At 72.6% G+C, this 25,729-nt stretch carries 21 protein-coding genes; 12 read left to right on the forward strand and 9 right to left on the reverse strand.

The genetic code is table 11. The features are described 5' to 3' along the window. Positions 1-103: 103 nt before the first annotated feature. The gene (locus tag ACQPYA_RS08470; RefSeq protein WP_433532071.1) at positions 104-319 is read right to left on the reverse strand and encodes a DUF2277 family protein; all 216 of its coding nucleotides are present in this window, start codon (positions 317-319) and stop codon (positions 104-106) included. Between the two features lie 52 nt (positions 320-371). On the opposite strand from ACQPYA_RS08470, the gene miaB reads away from it, so the two are divergent. Beyond that, a complete protein-coding gene (miaB, locus tag ACQPYA_RS08475; RefSeq protein WP_433532072.1) occupies positions 372-1,889 on the forward strand; it encodes a tRNA (N6-isopentenyl adenosine(37)-C2)-methylthiotransferase MiaB in 1,518 nt (505 codons plus the stop codon). A gap of 96 nt (positions 1,890-1,985) precedes the next feature. On the opposite strand, the gene ACQPYA_RS08480 is transcribed toward miaB, so the two are convergent. Then, positions 1,986-3,434, reverse strand: coding sequence for an RICIN domain-containing protein (locus ACQPYA_RS08480; protein ID WP_433532073.1), 1,449 nt, complete (start codon positions 3,432-3,434; stop codon positions 1,986-1,988). A 437-nt stretch (positions 3,435-3,871) separates the two neighbouring features. Continuing rightward, positions 3,872-5,080, reverse strand: coding sequence for a DUF349 domain-containing protein (locus ACQPYA_RS08485; RefSeq protein WP_433532074.1), 1,209 nt, complete (start codon positions 5,078-5,080; stop codon positions 3,872-3,874). A gap of 218 nt (positions 5,081-5,298) precedes the next feature. Between ACQPYA_RS08485 and ACQPYA_RS08490 the strand changes: the two genes are divergently transcribed. From ACQPYA_RS08490 to dapF, 3 genes are read left to right on the forward strand one after another with little or no spacing between them, the layout of a single operon-like run. Continuing rightward, entirely contained in the window at positions 5,299-6,030 is a 732-nt protein-coding gene (locus ACQPYA_RS08490) for a class III extradiol dioxygenase subunit B-like domain-containing protein (RefSeq protein ID WP_433532075.1), read from the forward strand. Then, positions 5,913-6,944 (forward strand): tRNA (adenosine(37)-N6)-dimethylallyltransferase MiaA, encoded by a 1,032-nt coding sequence (gene miaA / locus ACQPYA_RS08495; protein ID WP_433533428.1) that lies wholly within the window; start codon positions 5,913-5,915, stop codon positions 6,942-6,944. Before ACQPYA_RS08490 ends, miaA begins: the two co-directional genes overlap by 118 nt. Positions 6,945-6,951: 7 nt before the next feature. Further along, the gene (gene dapF, locus ACQPYA_RS08500; RefSeq protein ID WP_433533429.1) at positions 6,952-7,785 is read left to right on the forward strand and encodes a diaminopimelate epimerase; all 834 of its coding nucleotides are present in this window, start codon (positions 6,952-6,954) and stop codon (positions 7,783-7,785) included. A gap of 179 nt (positions 7,786-7,964) precedes the next feature. Here dapF and ACQPYA_RS08505 read toward each other — a convergent pair whose 3' ends face one another. Beyond that, on the reverse strand, positions 7,965-9,437 hold the full coding sequence (locus ACQPYA_RS08505; protein ID WP_433532076.1) for an NAD-dependent malic enzyme: 1,473 nt from the start codon (positions 9,435-9,437) through the stop codon (positions 7,965-7,967). Positions 9,438-9,612: 175 nt separating this feature from the next. On the opposite strand from ACQPYA_RS08505, the gene hflX reads away from it, so the two are divergent. Further along, positions 9,613-11,061, forward strand: coding sequence for a GTPase HflX (gene hflX, locus ACQPYA_RS08510; RefSeq protein WP_433532077.1), 1,449 nt, complete (start codon positions 9,613-9,615; stop codon positions 11,059-11,061). A gap of 51 nt (positions 11,062-11,112) precedes the next feature. Continuing rightward, positions 11,113-12,891, forward strand: coding sequence for a hypothetical protein (locus ACQPYA_RS08515; RefSeq protein ID WP_433532078.1), 1,779 nt, complete (start codon positions 11,113-11,115; stop codon positions 12,889-12,891). A 53-nt stretch (positions 12,892-12,944) separates the two neighbouring features. Here ACQPYA_RS08515 and lexA read toward each other — a convergent pair whose 3' ends face one another. Further along, on the reverse strand, positions 12,945-13,727 hold the full coding sequence (gene lexA, locus ACQPYA_RS08520; RefSeq protein ID WP_433532079.1) for a transcriptional repressor LexA: 783 nt from the start codon (positions 13,725-13,727) through the stop codon (positions 12,945-12,947). A 564-nt stretch (positions 13,728-14,291) separates the two neighbouring features. Here lexA and nrdR point away from each other — a divergent pair. Beyond that, positions 14,292-14,789, forward strand: a complete 498-nt coding sequence (nrdR, locus tag ACQPYA_RS08525) for a transcriptional regulator NrdR (protein ID WP_433532080.1) — start codon at positions 14,292-14,294, stop codon at positions 14,787-14,789. A 71-nt stretch (positions 14,790-14,860) separates the two neighbouring features. Then, the gene (locus ACQPYA_RS08530; protein WP_433532081.1) at positions 14,861-17,740 is read left to right on the forward strand and encodes a vitamin B12-dependent ribonucleotide reductase; all 2,880 of its coding nucleotides are present in this window, start codon (positions 14,861-14,863) and stop codon (positions 17,738-17,740) included. A 414-nt stretch (positions 17,741-18,154) separates the two neighbouring features. Here ACQPYA_RS08530 and ACQPYA_RS08535 read toward each other — a convergent pair whose 3' ends face one another. Beyond that, entirely contained in the window at positions 18,155-18,469 is a 315-nt protein-coding gene (locus ACQPYA_RS08535; RefSeq protein ID WP_433532082.1) for a hypothetical protein, read from the reverse strand. 76 nt (positions 18,470-18,545) lie between these two features. On the opposite strand from ACQPYA_RS08535, the gene ACQPYA_RS08540 reads away from it, so the two are divergent. After that, positions 18,546-18,785 carry a DUF5522 domain-containing protein gene (locus ACQPYA_RS08540; RefSeq protein ID WP_433532083.1) on the forward strand — a complete coding sequence of 80 codons (240 nt, stop codon included), beginning with the start codon at positions 18,546-18,548 and terminating at the stop codon, positions 18,783-18,785. A gap of 12 nt (positions 18,786-18,797) precedes the next feature. Here ACQPYA_RS08540 and ACQPYA_RS08545 read toward each other — a convergent pair whose 3' ends face one another. After that, positions 18,798-19,487: a metal-dependent transcriptional regulator gene (locus ACQPYA_RS08545; RefSeq protein ID WP_433532084.1), complete on the reverse strand. Its 690-nt coding sequence runs from the start codon at positions 19,485-19,487 to the stop codon at positions 18,798-18,800. A gap of 101 nt (positions 19,488-19,588) precedes the next feature. Between ACQPYA_RS08545 and ACQPYA_RS08550 the strand changes: the two genes are divergently transcribed. From ACQPYA_RS08550 to ACQPYA_RS08560, 3 genes are read left to right on the forward strand one after another with little or no spacing between them, the layout of a single operon-like run. Further along, positions 19,589-20,446 carry a sulfurtransferase gene (locus tag ACQPYA_RS08550; protein WP_433532085.1) on the forward strand — a complete coding sequence of 286 codons (858 nt, stop codon included), beginning with the start codon at positions 19,589-19,591 and terminating at the stop codon, positions 20,444-20,446. 48 nt (positions 20,447-20,494) lie between these two features. Then, positions 20,495-21,676 carry an acetoin utilization protein AcuC gene (locus ACQPYA_RS08555; RefSeq protein ID WP_433532086.1) on the forward strand — a complete coding sequence of 394 codons (1,182 nt, stop codon included), beginning with the start codon at positions 20,495-20,497 and terminating at the stop codon, positions 21,674-21,676. A 29-nt stretch (positions 21,677-21,705) separates the two neighbouring features. Next, a complete protein-coding gene (locus ACQPYA_RS08560; protein WP_433532087.1) occupies positions 21,706-24,264 on the forward strand; it encodes a GNAT family N-acetyltransferase in 2,559 nt (852 codons plus the stop codon). 59 nt (positions 24,265-24,323) lie between these two features. On the opposite strand, the gene ACQPYA_RS08565 is transcribed toward ACQPYA_RS08560, so the two are convergent. Together ACQPYA_RS08565 and sigB are read right to left on the reverse strand one after the other, a co-directional pair. Next, positions 24,324-24,530 (reverse strand): VOC family protein, encoded by a 207-nt coding sequence (locus tag ACQPYA_RS08565; RefSeq protein WP_433532088.1) that lies wholly within the window; start codon positions 24,528-24,530, stop codon positions 24,324-24,326. A gap of 120 nt (positions 24,531-24,650) precedes the next feature. Further along, positions 24,651-25,661, reverse strand: a complete 1,011-nt coding sequence (sigB, locus tag ACQPYA_RS08570; RefSeq protein WP_433532089.1) for an RNA polymerase sigma factor SigB — start codon at positions 25,659-25,661, stop codon at positions 24,651-24,653. Between the last annotated feature and the right edge of the window lie 68 nt (positions 25,662-25,729).

Genomic DNA, 25,729 nt, shown 5'->3' on the forward strand with positions numbered 1-25,729 from the left:
TATTAACAGCGCCATCAGCAGCGCAGCAGCGCGTCGGCGGCGAGGTGTTAATAGGGGGCCCTTCCTCTACCGTAGGCGTTAACAAGGGACCCTTCCTTACACCTCAGGGGCGGGTGCCGCGTATTTTTAGCTGGGCGAGCAGGGTTGCGGTGGCCGTTGCCACGGCGGCCACCGCGGCGTCGAACGCGGCGGCGTTGTGCGCCGCCGGCGCCCGGAATCCGGAGATCTTCCGGACGTACTGCAACGCCGCGGCCTGGACGTCCGCCTCGGTGACCTCCGGGGTGTACGGCTCACGCAGGGTCTTGATGCTCCGGCACACGGCTCCTCCTCATGCTGTCCGACCCGTCGGGCCCGGATACGCTGTGCACGTCATGACTACCGCAGCGGCGAGCAGCCCGCGCACCTACCAGGTGCGAACCTACGGCTGCCAGATGAACGTGCACGACTCCGAGCGCATTTCCGGCCTGCTGGAGCAGGCGGGCTATGTCCGCGCGGGCGAGGCCGACGACACCCCGGACGTGGTGGTGTTCAACACCTGCGCGGTCCGGGAGAACGCGGACAACCGCCTCTACGGCAACCTCGGTCATCTGCGCCCGGTGAAGGACCGGCACCCGGAGATGCAGATCGCGGTCGGTGGCTGTCTGGCCCAGAAGGACCGCGGCGACATCGTCCGTAAGGCGCCCTGGGTCGACGTGGTCTTCGGCACGCACAACATCGGGGCGCTGCCGGTGCTGCTGGAGCGCGCCCGGCACAACGCCGCCGCCGAGGTGGAGATCCTCGAATCCCTCGACGTCTTTCCCTCCACCCTGCCGACCCGCCGCGAGTCGACGTACGCCGGCTGGGTGTCGATCTCGGTGGGCTGCAACAACACCTGCACCTTCTGCATCGTGCCCGCGCTGCGCGGCAGGGAGAAGGATCGCCGCCCCGGCGACATCCTGAGCGAGGTGCGGGCGCTGGTCGACGAGGGCGTGCTGGAGGTGACGCTGCTCGGGCAGAACGTCAACTCCTATGGCGTCGAGTTCGGGGACCGGTACGCCTTCGGGAAGCTGCTGCGCGCCTGCGGCGCGGTCGACGGGCTGGAACGGGTGCGGTTCACCAGCCCGCACCCGAAGGACTTCACCGACGACGTGATCGCGGCGATGGCGGAGACGCCGAACGTCTGCCACTCGCTGCACATGCCGTTGCAGTCCGGCTCCGACGACGTGCTGCGCGCGATGCGCCGGTCGTACCGGTCGGAGCGGTACCTGGGGATCATCGAGAAGGTCCGCGCCGCGATGCCGGACGCGGCGATCACCACCGACATCATCGTCGGCTTCCCCGGCGAGACCGAGGCCGACTTCGCGCGCACCCTGGACGTGGTCCGGGCGGCCCGGTTCTCCTCCGCCTTCACCTTCCAGTACTCCAAGCGCCCCGGCACGCCGGCCGCGACCATGGACGGGCAGCTGCCGAAGCAGGTCGTGCAGGAGCGGTACGAGCGGCTGATCGCCTGCGTCGAGGAGATCACCTGGGCGGAGAACAGGAAGCTGGTCGGCGAGGCGGTCGAGGTGCTGGTCGCCGTCGGGGAGGGCCGCAAGGACGAGCGCACCGGCCGGATGTCCGGCCGGGCCCGGGACGGCCGCCTGGTGCACTTCGCGACGGGCGCGCCCGGCCAAACCGGTGACGCCGGGTCGATCCGCCCCGGTGACATCGTGCACACCACGGTCACCTACGCCGCCCCGCATCATCTCAACGCCGACGGCGAGCCGCTGTCGCACCGCCGTACCCGGGCCGGTGACGCGGCCGAGGCGGGGCGGTCGCCGCGTACCCCCGGGGTGTTGCTCGGGTTGCCCACCATCGGTGCGCCGGCCGCGACGCCCGCGCCGACCGCCGGCTGCGCCGTCACGCACTGAGCGACTGTCGGGAACCCGCGGCGGGCCCAGACGGCGACCGGCGGTCGCCGAGCCGGTCGGGGCCCGGCGTGCCGGACCCCGACCGACCCGCATGGGTCAGACCGAGATCCGACCGGCGCCCGCGCCGCCCGTCACGATCGACTTGACGTTGCTCGCGGTGTCCAGGGTGTACGAGTACGGGATGCCGGCCACGCTGCCGCCGGTCTGCCCGCTACCCGAGTTGACGAAGTGGTTGTTGCGGGCCACCAGCGAGCCCGGGCCGGAGCTGCCCTCGCCCAGGTGGTACGGGTCGGGGGTGTTCTCGAAGTAGTTCCCCTCGACCAGCACGCCCGCGTTCATGGTCGACGCCACGCCGTAGCCGCGCACGTTGCTGTAGTAGTTGTTGTAGACGTGCACCGGGTTGCCGAAGCGGACCCGGGGGTGGCGCTGGTTGCTGCCGTCGAACCAGTTGTGGTGGTACGACACCCGCAGCTTGCCGACGTCCTGGCTGGCGTTGTCGTCGCTGTGTCCGAGCAGCATCGACTTGTCGTGACCGGAGACCCGGTTCCAGGAGACGGTGATGAAGTCGGAGCCGCGCTTGATGTCGACCGCGCCGTCGTAGCCGACGCCGAACGTGTTGTGGTCGATCCAGATGTTGGTGGCCGACTGCTCCACGTTGATCGCGTCGTCGTCCCAGCCCCGGAAGGTCAGGTTCCGGATGATCACGTTGCGGTCACCGTTGATGGTGAAGCCACAGCCGACGATGGTCGCGCCCGCGTTGCCGAGGATGGTCTTGTTGGACCGGACCCGCAGCATCCCGGTGCAGTTGATGGTGCCGGAGACCCGGATCACCGCCGCGCTGGTGGAGCCGAGCGCGCTGGTCAGCGCCGAGGCGCTGGTCACGGTGGTGGTGCCGGCGCTGCCGCCGCCGGTGGTGCCGCCGTTCTGGGTGGCCCAGCCGACCAGTCCGGTCTGTGGGGTGGTCGGGGGGTTGGTGGTCGGGGGAGTGGTGCCGCTGCCGAGCCGGATCATCTGCCACCGCTGGTTGGCGCCGTCGAGGTCGGCGTACTGCGAGACGATGCCGCCGTCGGCGGTGGACCACTGCCACAGGTCCATCGCCTTGCCGCTGTGGCGGTTGATGAACCGCACGTCGCCGTTGGCGGAGTCGCGCAGCGCCCAGTGCTGCTTGGTGTCGCTGCTCGCCGTGACCTGGGTGAGCTGCACCCCGTCGACCGCGTTGGGCACCGTGATGACCTTGCCGGAGTGGCGGTTGCGCAGCTGGTAGTAGCCGCTGCCCACGTCGACGAACTGGAACTGCTGGTTGTTGCCGTCGCCGCGGGTGAACTGCCGGATCTCGCCGCCGTCGGCGGTGGACCAGTTCCACACGTCCATTGCCTTGCCGCTGTTCCGGTTCACGAACACGTAGTAGGCGCTGGTGTCGACGGTCGCCGCCGTGGCCGGGGCGATGGTCACCGCGACGAGCGCCGCGGGCAGCGCGACCGCCGTCGCGGCCAGCGCCGCCAGCCGCCGGGTCAGGCGACGCTTGACGATTGCAAGCACGGTCATTCTCCTCATCCTTGGGTACGCGGAACGGGTCGGATGACGCGTCGGTTCGTCGCGGTCCGGCTGCCGGTGCCGGCCCGGACTGCGTCCGCGACGTGCCTGCCTCCGGCGGGTGTGCGGTGGTACGACGCCGTGGTGCAGGCCGGAAGACGTCATCCGGTGTGGTCGGCAGGGGTACGCCACGGTGTCGGTGACTGCCGTGCCCAGCGGCAGCGATGCCGGGGCGGTCGCGGGTTGCGGCCTGCCGTCGTCGGATGAACTGGTCGAACTGGCTCCCGCGTCTCGCCCGGTAGGGCAAGCGCTTTCCTCAGATAACCACAGATGAGTGTCGATGTAAATGTCGTACGTTCACATCGCTCTGACCAGCGGCCAGCCGAACAGGGAAGCCCCCGGTCCCACGCGGGGACCGGGGGCTTCCCGGAGTTGCCGGAGTTGCCGGCTCAGCCGGCCTGCTCGGCCAGCTGGAGGAACTGACGCTTCGAGGCGAGCGCCTGCTCGGCCTCCTTGATCCGCCGGTTGTCACCGGCGGCCCGGGCCCGGGCCAGCCGCTCCTCGGCCTCCGCGACCTGCGCCCGCATCTGGGCCAGCAGCGGGTTCTCCTCCCGGGTGGTCCGGCGCCAGGCCGAGTCCATCACCTCGCGGACCTTGTCGTCGACGGCCCGCAGCCGGCGCTCCAGCCCGGCAGCCGCCTCGCGCGGCACCCGGCCGGCCTCGTGCCACTGCGCCTGGATGTCCCGCAGCCGGGCCTGGGCGCCCTTGGGGTCGCCGTCGATGTCGAGGGCCTCGGCCTCGGCGAGCAGCGCCTGCTTGCGCTCCAGGTTGGCGCGCTGCTCGTTGTCGCGGGCCGAAAAGACCTCGCTACGTCGGGTGAAGAAGGCGTCCTGCGCGGCGCGGAACCGTTCCCAGAGCCGCTGCTCGGCCTCCTTCGAGGCGCGCGGCGCCGCCTTCCACTGGTTCATCAGGTCCTTGAGCTGGTTGGCCGTCGCCGCCCAGTCGGTGGATTCCTTGATTTTCTCGGCCTCGGCGACCAACTCCTCCTTGACCGTCTGCGCCTGCTTGCGCTGCGCGTCCAGCGAGGCGAAGTGCGCGCCCCGGCGGCGGGTGAAGCCGTCCCGGGCCGCCGCGAACCGCTTCCACAGCTCACCGTCGGTCTTCTTGTCGACCCCGCGAATGGTCTTCCACTCGTCCAGGATCTCCTTGAGCCGGTCGCCGGCGGTCTTCCAGCCGGTCGACTCGGCGGCCAGCTTCTCCGCCTCTTCGACCAGGGTGGTCTTGCGGGCCAGGGCCTCGCTGCGGGCGGCCTCCTTGGCCGCGCGGGCCTCGCCGGCCTTCTCCTCGGCCACCGTGGCGAGCTTGTCGAGCCGGGCGGCCAGCGCGTCGATGTCGCCGACCACGTGCGCCTCGGCCAGCGAGGCACGGATCCGCCGGATGGTGGCCAGGGAGTGGTTGGCGTCCGCTGCGCCCGAGTTGAGCCGCGCCTCGGTCAGATCCACCTCGGTCACCAGGTCCGCGAAGCGGCGTGCGAAGTGTGCCAGCCCCTCCTCCGGTGCACCTGCCTGCCAGGATCCGACCACCCGCTCGCCCTCGGCGGTCTTGACGTAAACGGTGCCGTCCGCGTCCACCCGTCCGAAGGCAGTCCAGTCGCTCATGTGCCCATCCTCGTTCTCCCGGCATCCAGGGAGCAGCCCCGGACGCCGCCACGGCGCAGCTAACTTTCTCCGGGCATTGTCACAGGTGTGCCCCGGTCCGCGTCGAGCGCCTATCGCCGACCGTGACCATACGGTGTCCTAGCCCCCGGCGGCACCATCCGGTCCGGCACACCGGCTGCCGGCCCTCCGGCGCACCGCCGGGCCGATACGGTTGCCGGGTGCCTCTGGTCGCCGCCGCCGTCTGTCCCCATCCGCCGCTGATCGTCCCCGAGGTGGCCGGTGCCGCCGCGCCGGAGCTGGACGACCTCCGGGCCGCCTGCGACGCCGCCGTGGCCCGGCTCTGCGCCTCGGGAGCGCGGAGCATCGTGGTGGTCGGCGTCGACGACCGCAGCGCCGACCTCGACCACCCGTTCCGGGGCAGCTTCGCGCCCTGGGGACTGCCGCTGGAGGTGCGTCTCGGTGACCTCCCCGACGGCCGGGTGGGCACCGACGGCCTGCCGCTCAGCCTGCTGGTGGGGGCCTGGCTGGTGCGCCGGCGGCCGGTCCCCGGTGGCGGGGCGATGAGCTGGCGGATGAAGACCGTTGGCGCCGACGAACCGGCCGAGAGGTGCGCCGCCTGGGGTGCCAGGCTCGGCTCGAACCATCCGTGGGGGCTGCTGGTGATGGGGGACGGGTCGGCCTGCCGGGGCGAGAAGGCGCCCGGCTACGCCGACCCGCGTGCCGAGGCGTACGACGCGGGGGTTGCCCGGGCCCTGGCCGACGCGGACACCGACGCCCTGCTCGGCCTCGACCCGGAGCTGTCGGCGCAGCTGATGGTGGCCGGCCGGGCGCCCTGGCAGGTGCTCGCCGGTGCCGCCCGGACGGCGGGCGGCGACTGGCGCGGCGAGCTGCGCTACCACGCGGCGCCCTACGGGGTGGCCTACTTCGTGGCCAGCTGGGAGCGGTCGTGACCGCCCCGGGTCCGGTGGTCGCCGTGGTCGGGCCGACGGCGGCGGGAAAGTCGGCGCTGAGCATCGCCCTGGCGCACGCCCTCGGCGGCGAGGTGGTCAACGCGGACTCGATGCAGCTCTACCGGGGGATGGAGATCGGCACCGCCAAGATCACCACTGCCGAGCGCGCGGGCGTGCCGCACCACCTGCTCGACATCTGGGAGGTCACCGAGCCGGCCAGCGTCGCGGAGTACCAGCGGCTGGCCCGGGCGGCGGTGGACGACATCCTCGCCCGGGGCCGGGTGCCGCTGCTGGTCGGCGGGTCCGGGCTGTACGTGCGGGCGGTGCTGGAGCAGTTCGAGTTCCCCGGCACAGATCCGGTCCTGCGCGAGCGGCTGGAGGGCGAGCTGGCCGCGGTCGGGCCGGCGCCGCTGTACGCGCGGCTGCGCGAGGCCGACCCGGTGGCGGCGGCCGGGATCCTGCCCGGCAACGGCCGGCGGATCGTCCGCGCGCTGGAGGTGATCGAGCTGACCGGCGGGACGTTCACCGCCGCGCTGCCCGAGCCGACGCCCTACTACCCGTCCGTGCAGATCGGGGTCGACCTGGACACCGCCCTGCTGGACGAGCGGATCGCGGTCCGGGTAAACCGGATGTGGGCCGACGGGCTGGTCGCCGAGACCCGCGAGTTGGTCGGGCGGGGCCTGCCCGAGGGTCGCACGGCCAGCCGGGCGCTCGGTTACCAGCAGGTCCTGCGCTTCCTCGCCGGCGAGCTGACCGAGACCGAGGCGTACGACGAGACGATCCGGGCCACCCGCCGCTTCGTCCGGCGTCAGCGCTCCTGGTTCCGGCGCGACCCGCGGGTGCACTGGCTGGACTCGGCCGATCCCGGGCTGGTCGAGGCCGCCCTGCGGATTCTCCGTGACGCTGCGCAATGATGAGGGTGTGGAGTTCACCAAGGGACACGGCACCGGCAACGACTTCGTGATCCTGCCCGACCCGGACGGCGCGCTCGAACTGGCGCCCGACCTGGTGGCGGCGATCTGCGACCGGCGGCGCGGGATCGGCGGGGACGGCGTGCTGCGGGTGGTCCGCGCCGCCAAGCACCCCGACGGCGCGGCCATGGCCGGTGAGGCCGAGTGGTTCATGGACTACTGGAACTCCGACGGATCCTTCGCCGAGATGTGCGGCAACGGCGCCCGGGTCTTCGTCCGGTACCTGCTGGAGACCGGGTTGGCCACGCCGGCCGACGGCACGCTGCCGGTGGCCACCCGGGCCGGCGTCGTGCACGCGCGGGTCGACGACGCCGCCATCGCCGTCGAGATGGGCCGCCCCCGGCTGTACGGCGCGTCGGCCGCCGCCCTGGGCGGGCTGGCCCTGCCCGGGACGGCGGTGGACGTCGGCAATCCCCACCTGGTCTGCCCGGTGCCCGCCGGGCTGGAGTTGACCGGGCTGGACCTGACCCGGGCGCCCGGCTTCGACCCGGCGCTCTTCCCGTCCGGGGTGAACGTCGAGTTCACCGCCCCCGGCGAGCCGGTCGACGGGGTGGACGCGCACGTGCTCATGCGGGTCTACGAGCGGGGCTCCGCCGAGACGCTCTCCTGCGGCACCGGTGCCTGTGCCGTCGCCGCCGTCGCCCTGCACGACGTTGCCCAGCAGGTCGGCACGGTAGCCGTCGACGTCCCCGGCGGTCGCCTCACCGTCACCATCACGCCCGACTCCTGCTGGCTCTCCGGCCCCGCCCTCCTAATCGCCACCGGCACCCTCTCCCTCCCCTGACCCGAACCACCCGCCCCGCCCGGCTCTTGCGCCCCGCCCCGCACTTGCGCGTCGATCATGCAGTTGTGGTGGCCGCTTTGTCCTGTCTGGCGGCTTTTGGGCGGCACCACAACTGCATGATCGGCGGGGCGATGGGGCGGCGGGCGGGTGGCGGGGGCGGGCAGTCGGGGGTGGGGGTGTTAGGGGGTGGCGGAGGCGTTGGCGGCGATCTCGGGGAGGTCGGCGGGGCCGGGGTCGGCGGCGGGAGGCGGAGTGACCGCGGGGTTCTGGGCGGCGGCGCGGACGGCGGCGGCGACCGCCGGGGCCACCCGGGAGTCGAAGACGCTGGGCACGATGACCGTCGGATTGATCTTCTCCTCGCCGACCACGTCGGCGATGGCCCGGGCGGCGGCCAGCGCCATCTCCTCGGTGAACTCCTCGGCGTGCGCGTCGAGCATGCCCCGGAAGACGCCCGGGAAGGCCAGCACGTTGTTGATCTGGTTCGGCTGGTCGGAGCGGCCGGTGGCGACGACGGCGGCGTGCTTGCGCGCCTCCCGCGGGTCGACCTCCGGGTCCGGGTTGGCCAGCGCGAAGACGATGGCGTCCTTCGCCATCGTGGCGATGTCGTCGCCGGTCAGCAGGTTCGGCGCGCTCACCCCGATGAAAACGTCCGCGCCCTCCAGCGCACCGGGCAGGTCGCCCGAGTAGCCGTCCCGGTTGGTGTGCTCGGCCAGCCACTGCCAGGCCGGGTTGAGCCCGGTCTGGCCGCGGTGCAGGGCGCCCTGGCGGTCGTACGCGATGATGTCGCCGACGCCCTGGCGGAGCAGCAGTTTCATGATCGCGGTGCCCGCCGCGCCGGCCCCGGAGACCACCACCCGCACGTCGGCGAGCTGCTTGCCCACCACGCGCAGCGCGTTGGTCAGCGCGGCCAGCACGCAGATCGCGGTGCCGTGCTGGTCGTCGTGGAAGACCGGGATGTCCAGCGCCTCGCGCAGCCGCGCCTCGATCTCGAAGCAGCGCGGCGCGGCGATGTCCTCCAGGTTGATCCCACCGTACGCGGGCGCGATCGCCTTGACGATGGCGACGATCTCGTCGGTGTCCTGGGTGTCGAGCACCACCGGCCAGGCGTCCACCCCACCGAAGCGCTTGAACAGCGCCGCCTTGCCCTCCATCACCGGCAGCGACGCGGCGGGGCCGAGGTTGCCCAGCCCGAGCACGGCCGAGCCGTCGCTGACCACGGCGACCGTGTTGCGCTTGATGGTCAACCGGCGGGCGTCGGCGGGGTTCTCCGCGATCGCCTGGCAGACCCGGGCCACCCCCGGGGTGTACGCGCGGGACAGCTCGTCGCGGGTGCGCAGGGCGACCTTCGGGCTCACCTCGATCTTGCCGCCGAGGTGCAGCAGGAAGGTGCGGTCGGAGACCTTGCGCACGTCCACGCCGTCCAGCGTGCTGAGCGCGTCCACCACCTGGTCGGCGTGGCCGGAGTCGGCGGTGTCGCAGGTCAGGTCGACGAGCACGTGGGTCGGGTCGGAGTCGACCACGTCCAGCGCGGTGACGATCGCGCCGGCCTCACCCACCGAGGTGGTGAGCCGGCCGATCGAGGAGGCGTCGGCGGGCACGGCGATCCGGATCGTGATCGAGAATCCGGCACTGGGCAGTCGGGTGGTGGGCACGCGGATCCCTCCGTCGGCGCTGAACGGCTCGTCCGCATTTCTACTCGCTTGCTGGTGGCGGCCAGCACCCACCCCCGCTTTTGCCTGATTACGCGGTGGGCATATAGCAGGTGCACTGGGCGTTGACACATGTCAGGATTGCTCGGTACATGCACAGAACGGACAGGAGAGACGCTTGCGCGACCAGGAGACCTACGTTCCTTTCCCAGACGACGAGCTCGACGGCACCACCGGTGAGTACGAGCTGTCCGAGCGGCAGGCGTTGCGACGGGTCCCCGGGCTCTCCACCGAGCTGACCGACGTCACCGAGGTCGAATACCGCCAGCTCCGGCTGGAGCGGGTGGTCCTGGTCGGCGTCTGGACCGAGGGCACCCAGGTCGACGCGGAGAACTCGCTGGCCGAGCTGGCCGCGCTGGCGGAGACCGCCGGCTCGCAGGTGCTCGAAGGGCTGATCCAGCGACGCAACCGGCCCGACCCGGCCACCTACATCGGCCGGGGCAAGGTCGACGACCTCGGTGCCGTGGTGCTCTCCGCCGGGGCCGACACGGTGATCTGTGACGGCGAGCTGTCCCCGTCCCAGCTGCGCAACCTGGAGCAGCGCACCAAGGTCAAGGTGGTCGACCGCACCGCGCTGATCCTCGACATCTTCGCCCAGCACGCCAAGAGCAGGGAGGGCCGGGCCCAGGTCGAGCTGGCCCAGCTCGAATACCTCCTGCCGCGGCTGCGCGGCTGGGGCGAGACGCTGTCCCGGCAGACCGGTGGGTCGGGCCGCGGCGGCGGCGCCGGTGGTGGCGTGGGCGTGCGTGGCCCGGGTGAGACCAAGCTGGAGACCGACCGGCGGCGGATCCGCCACCGGATCGCCCGGCTGCGCCGCGAGATCAAGGCCATGCGGACGGTACGCGAGACCAAGCGTGCCCGCCGCTCCCGCAACGCGGTGCCCGCGGTGGCCATCGCCGGCTACACCAACGCCGGCAAGTCGAGCCTGCTCAACCGGCTCACCGGGGCCGGGGTGCTGGTGGAGGACGCGCTCTTCGCCACGCTCGACCCGACCACCCGCCGCTCCACCACCGCCGACGGGCGGGTCTACACCCTCTCCGACACGGTCGGTTTCGTCCGGCACCTGCCGCACCAGATCGTCGAGGCGTTCCGCTCCACGCTTGAGGAGGTCGGCGAGGCCGACCTGGTCGTGCACGTGGTCGACGGCACCCACCCCGATCCGCAGGAGCAGGTCCGGGCCGTCCGCGAGGTGCTCGGCGAGGTCGGCGCCGACCGGCTGCCCGAGTTGCTGGTGGTCAACAAGACCGACGCGGCCGACGAGGAGACCCTGCTGCACCTCAAGCGGCTCTGGCCCGAGGCGGTCTTCGTCTCCGCGCAGAGCGGGCGCGGCATCGACGACCTCCGCGAGGCGATCGAGCGGCGGCTGCCCCGGCCGGCGGTCGAGGTTCGCGTGGTGCTCCCGTACGACCGGGGTGACCTGGTGGCCCGGGTGCACCGGCAGGGTGAGGTGCTCGGCAGCGCCCACCTGCCGGAGGGCACCATGCTGCACGTACGGGTCAACGAGGCGCTCGCCGCCGAGTTGGCGCCGTTCGGCGACACGGTGGAGGCGGTCCGTACCGCCTGGTGACCGCCCAGCGGCGTCACCCGAAGGAAACCTTCGGCATGCGACACTTCATGCATGCACCGCACTGTCACCTCGGTCACGGTTGCGCTCGGCCTGCTCGGGGCCACCGTGGCGGTCACCGGCGCCGCTCTCGCGGCCCCATCGCCCGCGTCGGCGGCGACGCCCGGGTTTGCTGTGCCAGCCGTGGCGGCTGCGGCTCCCGTGTTCGCCGGGTCACCGTTGGTAGCGGCCCCGCTGGCGGTGGCCCCGTTGGCGGCGACTCCGCTGGCGGCGGCCCCCAAGAAGCAGTGCACCGTCACCGACTCGCGGCTGCGTGAGCTGTCCGGTCTGGTGGTCACCAAGACCGGCTACATCGTGATCAACGACAGCACCGACCAGGACAGCCGCAAGCGGGTCTTCTACCTCAACAAGGACTGCCAGGTCGTCCGCGACCTCCCCTACTCCGGCGGCGGGCCGTTCGACACCGAGGACCTCGCCCTCTCACCGGACAAGAAGACGCTCTGGATCGCCGACACCGGCGACAACGTCACCAGCCGTCAGCGCCGCGAGCGGGTGGCGGTCTGGAGCATGCCGGTCAACGGCAACGCGCAGCCGAAACTGCACCGGCTCTCCTACCCGGACGGCAAGCCGCGGGATGCCGAGGCGCTGCTGATCGGCGACGACAACCTTCCGCTGATCATCACGAAGGTCACCGCCGGCAAGGCCGAGATCTTCACCCCCGGCGGGCCGTTGAAGACCGGCGACACCGACCCGGTGCCGATGAAGAAGGTCGGCGACATCGAGCTGCCGAAGACCGACACCGAGAACCCGCTGAGCACCTTCGGGCGCGTCGCGATCACCGGCGCCGCCCGCTCCCCGGACGGTTCCCGGGTGGTGCTGCGCACCTACGCCGACGCCTTCGAGTACGACGTCCAGAACGGCGACATCGTCGGTGCCCTGACCACCGGCACCCCGAGGGTCACCGCGTTGGCCGACCCGTTCGGCGAGGCGATCGCCTACTCGACCGACGGCAAGACGTTCCTGACCGTCTCCGACGCGGGCCACCTGGACGACAGCGACCCGATCGACATCCTCAGCTACACCCCCTCGACCGAGGGCCCGAAGAACCTGGCCGGGAACCCGGACGCGGCGAAGAACGCGGCCGGCCGGTCGTGGATCGACGGGTTGACCCTGGACGACATCACGTACCTGATCGCCACGGTGGGGGTGCTCGGCGCGCTGCTGGTCGGCGCGGGCATCTTCGGCATCCTGCGGTCACGCAAGCGGCCCGTGCCGGCCGGCAGGGCCCGCGGCGGGGACGACGACGGCCCCGGGGCGCGCGGAAGGGACGACGGGTTCGGCTCGTCGCAGAACCCTGCCCGGGGCGGGGTGTACGGCGGCGCGCCGGCCAGCGGCGTCTACGGCGGGCCGCCGAACGGCGAGCGGCCCGGCGGTGGCCGCCCGGGGCCGGTGTACGGGGCCCGCGCGGGCGGGGACGGTGGCCGTCCGGGCGCCGGTGGTGGCGGTGGCCACCCGGGGGGCCAGGGCGGTGGCGGCGTCTACGGCGGTGGTGGCCGGCCCGGTGGCGAGGGCGCCCCGGTCTACGGGCGGCCCGGCGGTGGCGGCCGGCCGGCGGGTGGCGGGCGTTCCGGTGGCGGCGGCGGTGTCTACGGCGGCGGTGGCGGTGGCCGTGCCGGAGGACAGCCCGGTGACCGCGCAGAGCCGCCCCGGCGGGGTGGGCCACCCGAGCCCGACTACCGGGGCCGGCGCTCCGGTCGCTACCGCGACGAGGGCGACGAGCCGTACGGGCAGGTGCCCGGCGGCAACTACGGCTACCGGGGCGACCGCTACTGACCGGTCCTCGGGATGACCGGCACCGACCGGAGGCCGGTGCCGGTCATCCGGGGTCAGATCCGGCGTAGCACGGCGACGACCCGGCCCATGATGGTGGCGTCGTCGCCGGGGATCGGGTCGAAGGCGGGGTTCTGCGGCATCAGCCAGACGTGGCCGTCCCGCCGTCGGTAGGTCTTCACGGTCGCCTCGCCGTCGAGCATGGCGGCGACGATCTCGCCGGAGTCGGCGGTCGGCTGCTGCCGGACCACCACCCAGTCGCCGTCGCAGATCGCCGCGTCGAGCATCGAGTCGCCCTTGACCTGGAGCATGAACACCTCGCCCTCGCCGACCAACTCGCGGGGCAGCGGGAAGACGTCCTCCATCGACTGCTCGGCGAGGATCGGCCCACCGGCGGCGATGCGGCCGAGCATCGGCACGTACGCGGGGGTGGGGCGCTGCGAGCGGGTCAGCTCGTCGTCGACGTCGCTGGGGGAGCGGACGTCCACCGCGCGCGGCCGGTTCGGGTCACGCCGCAGGAAGCCCTTCTTCTCCAGCTCCTTGAGCTGGTAGGCGACGCTGGACGGCGACACCAGCCCGACCGCCTCGCCGATCTCGCGCACGCTCGGCGGGTAGCCGTGCCGCTCCACCCAGGTGCGGATGAAGTCGAGGATGCGCCGCTGGCGGGCGGTGAGGTCGACCGTCGCCGGGTCGGGGAAGGCGCTGACCACCGACGTCACGGGGCGCACGGCGGGCTGCCCGGCCCGGGCGCGGGTGACGCTCCGGCGTCGGGCGGCCGGCGGGCCCGCCTCGGTGCCCTGCTGCGGGCTCTGCGGCCGGTTGGCCCGGTCCTCGGTCACGTCCGTCCTCCCTGGTCGGCGCTGGGTGCCTCGGCGGCTCGTGGTGCGCACGGTGGTCTCGCGGGCCGGTTGGGGCGACCATGGTCACCTCCGGCTGTTGATGACCGTATAGGTGAGATCGGTCATTTTCAAACATCTGTACGACCTTCCTCCGCGTGTCGGCGCGAAAAGCCGCGACAGTCGTACGCCTGTTCTGGTAAATGGTACGTCGGGTCGAACGGGTGTTCGACCCGGTCCGGATCGCTGACGATCCCGGGCGATCGGGCGGTAACCCGTGTCGCCGGTCCGCGTTGGGTTCTCGGGTTGCGTGGAAAGGGGAAGCGGGTGGCCTGTCGGGTGACGCGCCGGACACGCCGGCAACTTGACCGCGGAACGTCGGCGGCATACGGTCGACCCCTAGATGTAGTAGTCACACGGGCGTAAGTTGCCTACAGGTTGGGTTCGACTACCGACCGCACTCCCATACCGCTGACCCGGCGGCCATCCTGCGGGATGGCTCCGCCGTCCCGCGGCGTGCCCGGAGGCGGCCGGGGTGGGCCCGTGGTCGATCGAGGAGGTCGGGCGATGCGGTGTCCGTACTGCCGGCACGCCGACTCCCGCGTGGTCGACTCGCGGGAGGCCGACGACGGCCAGCTGATCCGTCGGCGACGCTCCTGCCCGGAGTGTGGCAAACGGTTCACCACCGTCGAGGAGGCGGTGCTCGCCGTCGTCAAGCGCAGCGGGGTGACCGAGCCGTTCAGCCGTACGAAGATCATCGGCGGGGTGCGCAAGGCGTGCCAGGGCCGGCCGGTCGACGAGGACTCGATCGCGATTCTCGCGCAGCGGGTCGAGGAGACCATCCGGGCCAAGGGGGCCGCCGAGATCCCCAGCAACGAGGTGGGGCTGGCCATCCTGGGCCCGCTGCGGGACCTGGACGAGGTCGCCTACCTGCGGTTCGCCAGCGTCTACCGGTCGTTCGACTCGCTCGCCGACTTCGAGCGGGAGATCGAGACGCTGCGGGCCGCCGCACGCGCCCGCGAGGGCGTCCGGGCCGAGGCGGCCAGCGCCGCCGGCCCCGCGTAGTGAGCTTTTTCTTCGAGCAGTAGTGACAGTCGGATCGCGCGGGGGCCCGCGCGGACGAGGGGGCGGATGAGATGCCGGGGGACGGTGTGACAACAAGCAGGTCACGGAGCAAGGCGGGCGCGGGCCTGAAGGTCGAGCGGGTCTGGACCAGCCAGGGAGTGCACCCGTACGACGAGGTCGCCTGGGAGCGCCGGGACGTCGTGATGACGAACTGGCGGGACGGCTCGATCAACTTCGAGCAGCGCGGGGTGGAGTTCCCGGAGAGCTGGAGCGTCAACGCGGCCAACATCGTGACCACCAAGTACTTCCGGGGCGCGGTGGGCACCCCGGAGCGCGAGTGGTCGCTCAGGCAGCTGATCGACCGGGTGGTCGCCACCTACCGCACCGCCGGCGAGGAGTACGGCTACTTCGCCTCCGCGGCCGACGCCGAGGTCTTCGCCCACGAGCTGACCTGGATGCTGCTGCACCAGGTCTTCAGCTTCAACTCGCCGGTCTGGTTCAACGTCGGCACGCCCTCCCCCCAGCAGGTCAGTGCCTGTTTTATCCTTTCTGTGGATGACTCGATGGACTCCATCCTCGACTGGTACAAGGAGGAGGGGCTGATCTTCAAGGGCGGCTCCGGCTCCGGGGTGAACCTCTCCCGGATCCGCTCCTCCCGGGAGCTGCTCTCCTCCGGTGGCACCGCCTCCGGCCCGGTCAGCTTCATGCGCGGCGCGGATGCCAGCGCGGGCACCATCAAGTCCGGTGGGGCCACCCGGCGCGCGGCCAAGATGGTGATCCTCGACGTCGACCACCCGGACGTCGAGGAGTTCGTGGTCACCAAGGCGCGCGAGGAGGACAAGATCCGCGCGCTGCGCGACGCCGGGTTCGACATGGACCTGGGCGGCGCCGACATCGTCAGCGTGCAGTACCAGAACGCCAACAACTCGGTCCGGGTCTCCGACGAGTTCATGACTGCGGTGGAGAACGGGACGGGCTTCGACCTGCGTGGCCGGCTCGACGGGCAGACCATCGAGACGATCGACGCGCAGAAGCTGTTCCGCACCATCTCGCAGGCCGCCTGGGAGTGCGCCGACCCCGGCCTCCAGTACGACGACACCATCAACGACTGGCACACCTGCCCGGAGACCGGCCGGATCACCGCGTCGAATCCGTGCTCGGAGTACCTGCACCTGGACAACTCCTCGTGCAACCTGGCCTCGTTGAACCTGATGAAGTTCCTCCGCGCCGACGGGGGCTTCGAGGTGGAGAAGTTCGTCCGCAGCGTCGAGCTGGTCATCACCGCGATGGACATCTCGATCTGCTTCGCCGACTTCCCGACCGAGAAGATCGGCGAGACCACCCGGGCGTACCGGCAGCTCGGCATCGGGTACGCCAACCTCGGTGCCCTGCTGATGGCCTCCGGCCTGCCCTACGACTCGGAGCAGGGGCGCTCGGTCGCCGCCGCGATCACCTCGCTGATGACCGGCACGGCGTACCGCCGCTCGGCCGAGCTGGCCGGCATCGTCGGCGCGTACGACGGCTACGCCCGCAACGCCGAGCCGCACAAGCGGGTGATGCGCAAGCACGCCGCCGCCAACGACCAGATCAAGCCGGCCGGCACGGTGGCCACCGCGATCGTCCGTGAGGCCACCCGGCAGTGGACCCAGGGCAACAAGGTCGGTGAGAGGAACGGCTGGCGGAACTCGCAGGCCAGCGTGCTCGCCCCGACCGGCACCATCGGCCTGATGATGGACTGCGACACCACCGGTGTCGAGCCGGACCTGGCGCTGGTCAAGTTCAAGAAGCTGGTCGGCGGCGGCTCGATGCAGATCGTCAACCAGACCGTGCCGCGCGCCCTGCGCAGCCTCGGCTACCCCGAGGAGCAGGTCGAGGCGATCGTCGAGCACATCGCCGACCACGGCCACGTGGTGGACGCCCCCGGCCTCAAGCCGGAGCACTACCCGGTCTTCGACTGCGCCATGGGCGAGCGCTCCATCGCCCCGATGGGCCACGTGCGGATGATGGCGGCGGTGCAGCCGTTCATCTCCGGCGCCATCTCCAAGACGGTCAACATGCCGGAGCAGGCCACCGTCGAGGACGTCGAGAAGATCTACTTCGAGGGCTGGAAGCTCGGCCTCAAGGCCCTGGCCATCTACCGGGACAACTGCAAGGTGGGCCAGCCACTGTCGGCGGCGAAGAAGAAGACCGCCGAGCCGGAGGCGACCAGCACGGCCGTCGAGCCGGTGGTGGAGAAGGTGGTCGAGTACCGCCCGGTGCGCAAGCGGCTGCCGAAGAAGCGCCCGTCGGAGACCATCTCCTTCTCGGTCGGCGGCGCCGAGGGTTACCTCACCGCCTCGTCCTACCCGGACGACGGCCTGGGCGAGGTCTTCCTCAAGATGTCCAAGCAGGGCTCCACCCTGGCCGGCGTGATGGACGCCTTCTCGGTGGCCATCTCCATCGGCCTCCAGTACGGCGTCCCGCTGGAGACGTACGTCAGCAAGTTCACCAACATGCGCTTCGAGCCGGCCGGCATGACCGACGACCCGGACGTGCGGATGGCCGCCTCGGTGATGGACTACATCTTCCGTCGCCTGGCACTGGACTTCCTGCCCTACGAACGCCGCGCCGAGCTGGGCATCTTCACCGCCAAGGAGCGGGCCGCCCAGCTGGCCGCCGAGGCCGAGGCGGAGGCGAACGCCGCCGACCTCACCGCCATGGCCTCCTCCGCCCCGGTGGAGATCAAGCCGGAGGAGCCGAAGGTCGGCCCGATCGCCCAGCCGGCCCTCGAACTGGCCGACGCCGCCGCCGTCAAGCCGGCGTCCTCCGTCGGTTCCAGCACCGAGCTGCTGGAGGCGGTCATCGGCAAGGCCGCCGACGCGCCGCTCTGCTTCACCTGCGGTACGAAGATGCGCCCGGCCGGCAGCTGCTACGTCTGCGAAGGCTGCGGCTCCACCAGCGGCTGCAGCTGATTCTCCGGTACGCGACGGGCCCTGGGCGGATCACCGCCCGGGGCCCGTCCCGTCTGGCCTCCGTTTCGCTGCGGTGCCTGGAGCGGCAGCGGCGTGGCACGCGGTGGCCGAGACCGCGCTCCCCGCCGACGTACCCGAATACCAGCAGCTCCGCGAGCTGCGGGCCGACCTCGCGGCAGCAGTCGCCCTCGGCGACGAGGGCGATCTTCAGCGCTCGGCCGCAGCCGCCGCACTCTGGTCCACCCGCGCGGAACTCGACCAACGGCCACCGGTCCAACCGGACCTCCCCGCGCTGGCGACGGCGATCGCGGTGGCCTACGAAACCGAGGCAGCCGCTGTCGACGCACTCCGAACCGCCACCCACCCCCTCACCACCCACCCCACCCCGCCCCCACCCGAGCCCCCGTGCGTCGATCATGGAGTTGTGGTGGCTGATTTGCGCTGTTTGCAGGTTTTTGTAAGGCACCACAACTCCATGATCGGCGGGGGTCGGGTGCTTGCGGTGAGCGGGTGGGGGGAGGGGGTGAGGCGGGTGGTCAGGAAGTCGCGTTCGGGGTTGTTGTCGGCCAGTTCGAGGGCCGCCTGGTACGCCCGTGCGGTTTCCGCCGGGCGGTCGAGTTGGCGTGGCAGGTCGGCTCGGATCGCGGGCAGGTAGTGGTAGCCGGCGAGTCGGGCGTCCTGCGCCAGGGCGTCGACCTCGGCGAGCGCGGCTTCCGGTCCGTCCACCATCGACCCGGCCACCGCCCGGTTCAGCGCGACGACCGGGCGCGGTCGGGGCTGCCGCCGGCTGTCTAGACTGCGCCGGGTGGAAGGAGAGCGACGGCCCCTGGCGGCGCGGCCGCTGACCGAGCCGCACCCGTCGCGGCTGCCGCCCGAGCACCCCGAACGGGAGCGGATCCTCGCCGCGCACGCGGCTGCGCTGGCCGCCGGTGAGGCCGGCTATCTCGACCCGGCGACCGGGCTGTTCGTGCTCACTGCGGGCTTTCTGGCCCGTCGCGGCACCTGCTGTGGTCGGGGCTGCCGGCACTGCCCGTACGTGAGTTGAACGGGCAGCGCGTCAGGCGGCGGCGACGAAGACCCGGGAGGCGACCTCGCGGGGCAGCCGGATGCTCTCGCCGGAGCGGTCGATGGCGACGGCGTCGCGCTCCTGCGCCACCGTCACGGTGGCCCCCGGGTCGACGCCGGCCGCGTGCAACTGCCGGAGCACCTCGGCGTCGGTCTGCACGCTCTCGCAGATCCGCCGGACGACCACCTTGCCGGTCAGGCCGGGGAAGGCCAGGTTGCGTTCGCCCTCGGCCGGCTCCGGCTCCGTCCTGCCGGGCGAGCCCAACTCCTCCAGCCCGGGGATGGGGTTGCCGTACGGCGACCGGGTCGGCCGGTTGAGCAGGTCGTAGACCCGCTTCTCGACCGCATCGCTCATCACGTGCTCCCAGCGGCAGGCCTCCTCGTGGGCCTCCTCGTAGGGCATCCCGATCACGTTGACCAGCAGCAGTTCGGCGAGCCGGTGCTTGCGCATCACGGACACGGCGGTGCCGCGGCCGAGCGCGGTGAGGCTGAGGTGTCGGTCACCCTCGACCGTGAGCAGGCCGTCGCGTTCCATCCGGGCGACGGTCTGGCTGACGGTGGGGCCACTCTGGTGCAACCGTTCGGCGATCCGGGCACGCAGCGGCGGCACGCCCTCCTCTTCGAGTTCGAGAATGGTGCGCAGGTACATTTCGGTCGTATCGACCAGGTCGTGAGACTTCATGGTGTCAGCGGCCCTCCAGTGATCGATGGTACCCTGCCCCACCCCCGAACGGCGGTCACCGAACCGCCTCCCCGGGTCACCAATGGTGTTGACTGGACGCTATGTCCGGTGCCGATGATCTTCTGGTCGAGGTCGGGCGGCTCGCCGTCGAACTCGACGAGGTCGACCCGCCCACCCTGCTCGACGTCCGCTGGCGGCTGGCCGGCCCGTCCGGCCGGGACGACTACGCGGCCGGGCACCTGCCCGGGGCGGTCTTCGTCGACCTGGACACCGCGCTCTGCGGCCCACCCGGTCTGGCCGGCCGGCACCCGCTGCCCGATCCGGCCGCCTTGCAGGCGGCGCTGCGGGCCGCCGGGGTGCGCGCCGGTCACCCCGTGGTGGTGTACGACGGCGGCGACGGCATGTCCGCGGCCCGCGCCTGGTGGACGCTGCGCTGGGCCGGGCACCGGCCGGTACGCCTGCTGTCCGGCGGCTACCCGGCCTGGCGGGCCGCCGGCCTGCCCACCAGCACCGACGAGCCGACCCCGGCCCCCGGCGACGTGGCCGTCCGGCCGGGCGCCCTGCCGGTGCTGGACGCGACGGCGGCCGCCCGACTCGCCGCGGCCGGTGACGGCGTCCTGCTCGACGTCCGGGCCGCGCCCCGCTACCGGGGTGACCATGAGCCGATCGACCCGGTCGCGGGGCACATCCCCGGCGCGGTGAACCTGCCGGCGTCCGAGTACGTCACCGACGGCCGCTTTCCCGCCGCCGACGCGCTGCGGGACCGGTTCGCCGCCGCCGGGGTGGCCGCGGGGGTGCCGGTCGGGGCGTACTGCGGCTCGGGAGTGACCGCCGCCCAGGCGGTGCTCGCCCTGCATCTGGCCGGCCGGCCGGACGCCGCGCTCTACGTCGGCTCGTGGAGCAACTGGGTGGCCGACCCGGCCCGGCCGGTGGCCACCGCCCCGCCACCCGGTGCCTGACCCGGTACACGACCCGGCCGCCCGGCGGCCACGTGCGACGATGGACAGATGTCCGACGACACGGTGGTGGTGTGGGACGAGTCGCTGCTCGCCTACGACCTCGGTGACCACCCGCTCGATCCGGTCCGGGTGGAGCTGACCATCGCGCTCGCCCGGGAACTCGGCATCCTGCAACGACCCGGGGTGCGGCTGGTCAAGCCCGCGCCCGCCGCCGACGCGCTGCTGACCCGGGTGCACGACCCGCGCTACCTGGACGCGGTCCGGATCGCCCCGCGCGATCCGCTCTTCGCCGGCTTCGGCCTGGGCACCTCCGACAATCCGGTCTTCGACGGCATGCACGAGTCCAGCGCGCTGGTCGCCGGGGCCTCGGTGACCGCCGCCGAGGCGGTGTGGCGCGGCGAGGCCCGCCGCGCGGTGAACGTGGCCGGCGGCCTGCACCACGCGATGCCGGCCCGGGCCGCCGGCTTCTGCGTCTACAACGACCCGGCGGTGGCCATCGCCCGGCTGCTCGACCTCGGCGCGGAGCGGATCGCGTACGTCGACGTCGACGTGCACCACGGCGACGGGGTGCAGCAGATCTTCTGGAACGACCCGAGGGTGCTGACCGTCAGCCTGCACGAGACCCCGCTGGCGCTCTTCCCGGGCACCGGGTTCCCGGACGAGACCGGCGGCCCCGGCGCGGAGGGCACCGCGGTCAACATCGCGTTGCCGCCCGGCATCGAGGATCCCGGCTGGCAGCGCGCCTTCCACGCGATCGTGCCGTCGGTGCTGCGCGCGTTCCGCCCGCAGCTCCTGTTCACCCAGTGCGGGGCGGACGCGCACCGGGTCGACCCGCTGGCCGACCTGCACCTCTCGGTCGACGGGCAGCGGGCCACCTACCTGGCGCTGCGGTCGCTCGCCGACGAGCTCTGCGACGGCCGTTGGGTGGCCACCGGCGGCGGCGGGTACGCCCTGGTCGAGGTGGTTCCCCGGGCCTGGACGCACCTGTTGGCGGTGGCCACCGGCGCACCGCTGGACCCGGCCACGCTGACGCCGCTGGCCTGGCGGGAGTTGGCCGCCGCCCGCCGCCCCGGTTTCGACGTGCCGCTGCGGATGACCGACGACGTCGACCCGGGGTACGAGCCGTGGCAGCCCACCGGTGAGCCGGACCCGGTGGACCGGGCGATCGCCGCGAGCCGTAAGGCGATCTTCCCGCTGCTCGGCCTCGACCCACACGATCCACGCGACTGACCGTGCCGGCCGGGGGAGGGCCGCCCGAGGTGACCACAGCCGAACAAGCCGTGGACGTGCTGCTCAGCGACGGCAGCACGGTCCAGCTGCGACCGATCCGTCCCACGGACGCGCCGGCGATCGTGGCGATGCACTCCCGGTTCTCCGAGCGGACCCGGTACCTGCGCTACTTCTCGCCGTACCCGCGTATCCCGGAGCGGGACCTGCGGCGCTTCGTGAACGTCGATCACCTCGACCGGGAGGCGTTCGTGGTGCTGGCCGCCGACCAGATCGTCGCCGTCGGCCGCTACGAACGGCTCGGTCCGGCCTCGCCCGACGCCGAGGTCGCCTTCGTGGTCGAGGACGCCTACCAGGGCCGCGGTATCGGCTCGGTGTTGATGGAGCATCTCGCCGACGCCGCCCGGCGGGTCGGGATCGTCAACTTCGTCGCCGAGGTGCTTCCGGCCAACGGCCAGATGCTGCGGGTCTTCGCCGACTTCGGGTACCAGATCCAGCGCCAGTTCGCCGATGGCGTGGTCCACCTGAGCTTCCCGATCGCCCCCACCGAGGCGACCCTGGAGGTGCAGCGCGGCCGGGAGCACCGTACCGAGGCGCGCTCCATCGCCCGGCTGCTCGCCCCGCGTGGCGTCGCCGTCTACGGTGCCAGCGCCACCGGCCAGGGCGTCGGCGCGGCGGTGCTCGGGCACCTGCGCGACGGCGGGTTCACCGGGGCGGTGGTGCCGGTGCATCCCACCGCCGCCCGGGTCGCCGGCCTGCCCGCGTACCCGTCGGCGGCCGACGCCGGGCTGCCGGTCGACCTGGCGGTGGTGGCGGTGCCGCCGCCCTCGGCGTCCGAGGTGGTCGCCGACGCCGCCGCGGCCGGGGTGCACGGCCTGGTCGTCATCTCCGCCGGCTTCGCCGAGGCGGGCGTCGAGGGCGCCGCCGCGCAGCGGGCGCTGGTCCGTGCGGCCCACGCCGCGGGCATGCGGGTGATCGGCCCGAACTGCCTGGGGGTGGCGAACACCGACCCGACGGTACGCCTCAACGCCACCCTCGCCCCCCGTCTGCCGCTGCCCGGCCGGGTCGGCATCTTCAGCCAGTCCGGTGCGTTCGGCGTGGCGCTGCTGGCCGAGGCGGACCGGCGGGGGCTCGGCCTGTCCAGCTTCGTCTCGGCCGGCAACCGGGCCGACGTCTCCGGCAACGACCTGTTGCAGTACTGGCAGGACGACCCGGCGACCGACGTGATCATGTTGTATCTGGAGACCTTCGGCAACCCGCGCAAGTTCGCCCGGCTGGCCCGGCGGATCGGCCGGGACAAGCCGGTGGTGGCGCTGGCCTCCCCGGCCCGCCCGCCCGGGGTGGGCGACACCGTCGGCCCGGACGAGGTGGCGGTGAGCGCGCTCTTCGCCCAGTCCGGGGTGATCCGCGTGGACACCGTCGCCGAGCTGCTCGATGTCGGGGTGCTGCTGGCCAACCAGCCACTGCCCGCCGGGAACCGGGTCGGCATCGTCGGCAACTCCTCGGCGTTGACCGGGCTGGCGGCCACCGCCTGCGCGGCCCAGGGGCTGACCGTCGCGGCCGGTTATCCCCGCGACGTCGGGCCTCGGGCCAGCGCGGCCGAGTACGCCCAGGCGCTCGCCGCCGCTGCCGCCGACGGGACCGTCGACGCGCTGGTGGCCCTCTTCGCGCCGCCACTGCCCGGCCAGTTCACCGACGCCGAGGCGGACTTCGGCGCGGTCCTGCCCGCCGCGCTCGCCACCGCCGCCAAGCCGGCGGTGGCGACCTTCCTGGTCGGCCGGGCACCGGCAAACATGCCCTCGTACCCGAGCGTCGAGGAGGCGGTCCGCGCGCTCGCCCGGGTCACCGCGTACGCCGACTGGCTGCGCCGGCCGCCCGGCGTCCTGCCCGAGCTGCCCGGCGTCGACCGGGCGGCGGCGCAGGCGGCGCTGCGGGCGGACGGCGTCGACCCGGCGGCGCTGCTCGCCGCGTACGGCGTCGAGGTGGTCGAGTCGGTGCCGGTCGCCTCCGCCGGGGAGGCCGTCGAGGCGGCGACGCGGCTCGGGTACCCGGTGGCGCTCAAGGCCGCCGCCGGTGGGCTGCGGCACCGCCTCGACCTGGGCGCCGTCCGCCTCGACCTGGCCGACGCGGCCACCGTGCGCAGGACGTACGCGGAGCTGGCGGCGGCATTCGGCGCGGACGTCCTGGTGCAGCCGATGGTCCCGCCCGGCGTGGCCTGCGTGGTGGAGCTGGTCGAGGATCCCGCGTTCGGCCCGGTCGTCGGCTTCGGGCTCGGTGGGGTCGCCACCGAGCTGCTCGGCGACCGGGCCTGGCGGGCGGTGCCGTTGACCGACCGGGACGCGGCCGAACTGGTCGACGCGCCGAGGGCGGCACCGCTGCTGCGCGGTCACCGGGGCGCCGCTCCGGTGGACCGCATGGCCCTGGCCGACCTGCTGCTGCGGGTCGGGCGGCTGGCCGACGAGCAGCCCCGGGTCCGTGCGCTGGCGCTGAACCCGGTGCTCGCCCGCCCCGACGGCCTCTCCGTGCTGCACGCCGCTGTCCGGGTCGGCTCCGCCACCCCCCGCCCCGACACCGGCCCCCGCCGTTTGTGAAAGGAAGGGCCCCTTCTTAACGCCTGGTGTAGAGGAAGGGCCCCCTGTTAACAGCTGGCTCAGGCACGGCTGGAGATCTGCGGCACCGCGCCCCTGTCGATCACGACCGAGCAGCCCGAGCCGGGCGGGGTGAGCTGCACGATCCGTACGTCGTCGCTGATCACCGTGTCGTGGTCGACGGTGAAGCCGACCCGGTCGGCGTAGAACGCCTTGGCCTGGTCCAGGTCGGGAACCGGCACGACCACCACTTCGAGCGTCCGGTTCATCGTCATCCTCCCGGGACTGGCCTGTTTGTACCACCCGCATCGGGCGGCGCGGGCCGGGTCAAGCGGTACCCACGACATCGGCCCCGGCGAACCGCCGGGGCCGATGTCACTTCAGTCACGTCAGCAGGCGTACGCCTCCAGCCGCTGCGCCCGCTCCGGAGCGCGCAGCTTGAGCAGCGTCACCTTCTCGATCTGCCGGATCCGCTCGCGGGACAGGCCGAACTCGCGGCCCACCTCGTCCAGGGTGCGCTGCCGGCCGTCGTCGAGCCCGAACCGCAGCCGGATCACCGCCTGCTCGCGCTGGGACAGGGTGGCCAGCACGATGCTCACCTCGTTGCGCAACTCGCCCCGGGCGGTGGCGTCGCCCGGCTCGGCGGACGGGTCGACGGCGGCCACGAAGTCGCCCAGCGCGCTCTCGCCGTCCTCGCCGACAGCCTGGTCCAGGCTGACCGGCTCCCGGTCGTACGAGATCAGCTCGATCACCTGGAACTCCGGCACGTCCAGCGCGTGGGCGACCTCGGCGATGGTGGGCTCGCGGCCCAGCGACACCGCCAGCTCGCGGCGCGCCCGGACCATCCGGTTGACCTGCTCGACCATGTGGACGGGGATGCGGATGGTGCGGGCTTGGTCGGCCATGGCGCGGGTGATGGCTTGGCGGATCCACCAGGTGGCGTAGGTGGAGAATTTGTAGCCCTTGGTGTAGTCGAATTTTTCGACGGCGCGGATGAGGCCGAGGTTGCCTTCCTGGATGAGGTCGAGGAAGGCCATGCCGCGGCCGGTGTACCGCTTGGCGATGCTCACCACCAGCCGGAGGTTGGCTTCCAGCAGGCGGTTCTTCGCGGCCCGACCCTGCTGCGCCACCAGTTCCAGGTCGGCGCGCAGGTCGGCGGAGACCGGGGTGCAGGTGGCCAGCTTCTCCTCGGCGAAGAGCCCGGCCTCGATCCGCTTCGCCAGGTCGACCTCCTCGGCCGCGGTGAGCAGCTTCGTCCGGCCGATTCCGTTGAGGTACGCCCGGACCAGGTCCGTGGAGACGCCGCGCTCGTCGGTGGCGTCCAGGTCGGTCATCGTCTCGACGCCGTGCTCGGCTTCGGTGCCGGCGCGCATCCGGTGTTCCATCATCTGCAGGGCCATCTCGTCACTCCCCGTGTCCACGTCCGTGCCGTGTTGCCCCGGCCAGTCCTGCCGGTGACAAACAGCTT

The organism is Micromonospora sp. CA-263727 (assembly GCF_050942455.1).
GTDB lineage: Bacteria > Actinomycetota > Actinomycetes > Mycobacteriales > Micromonosporaceae > Micromonospora.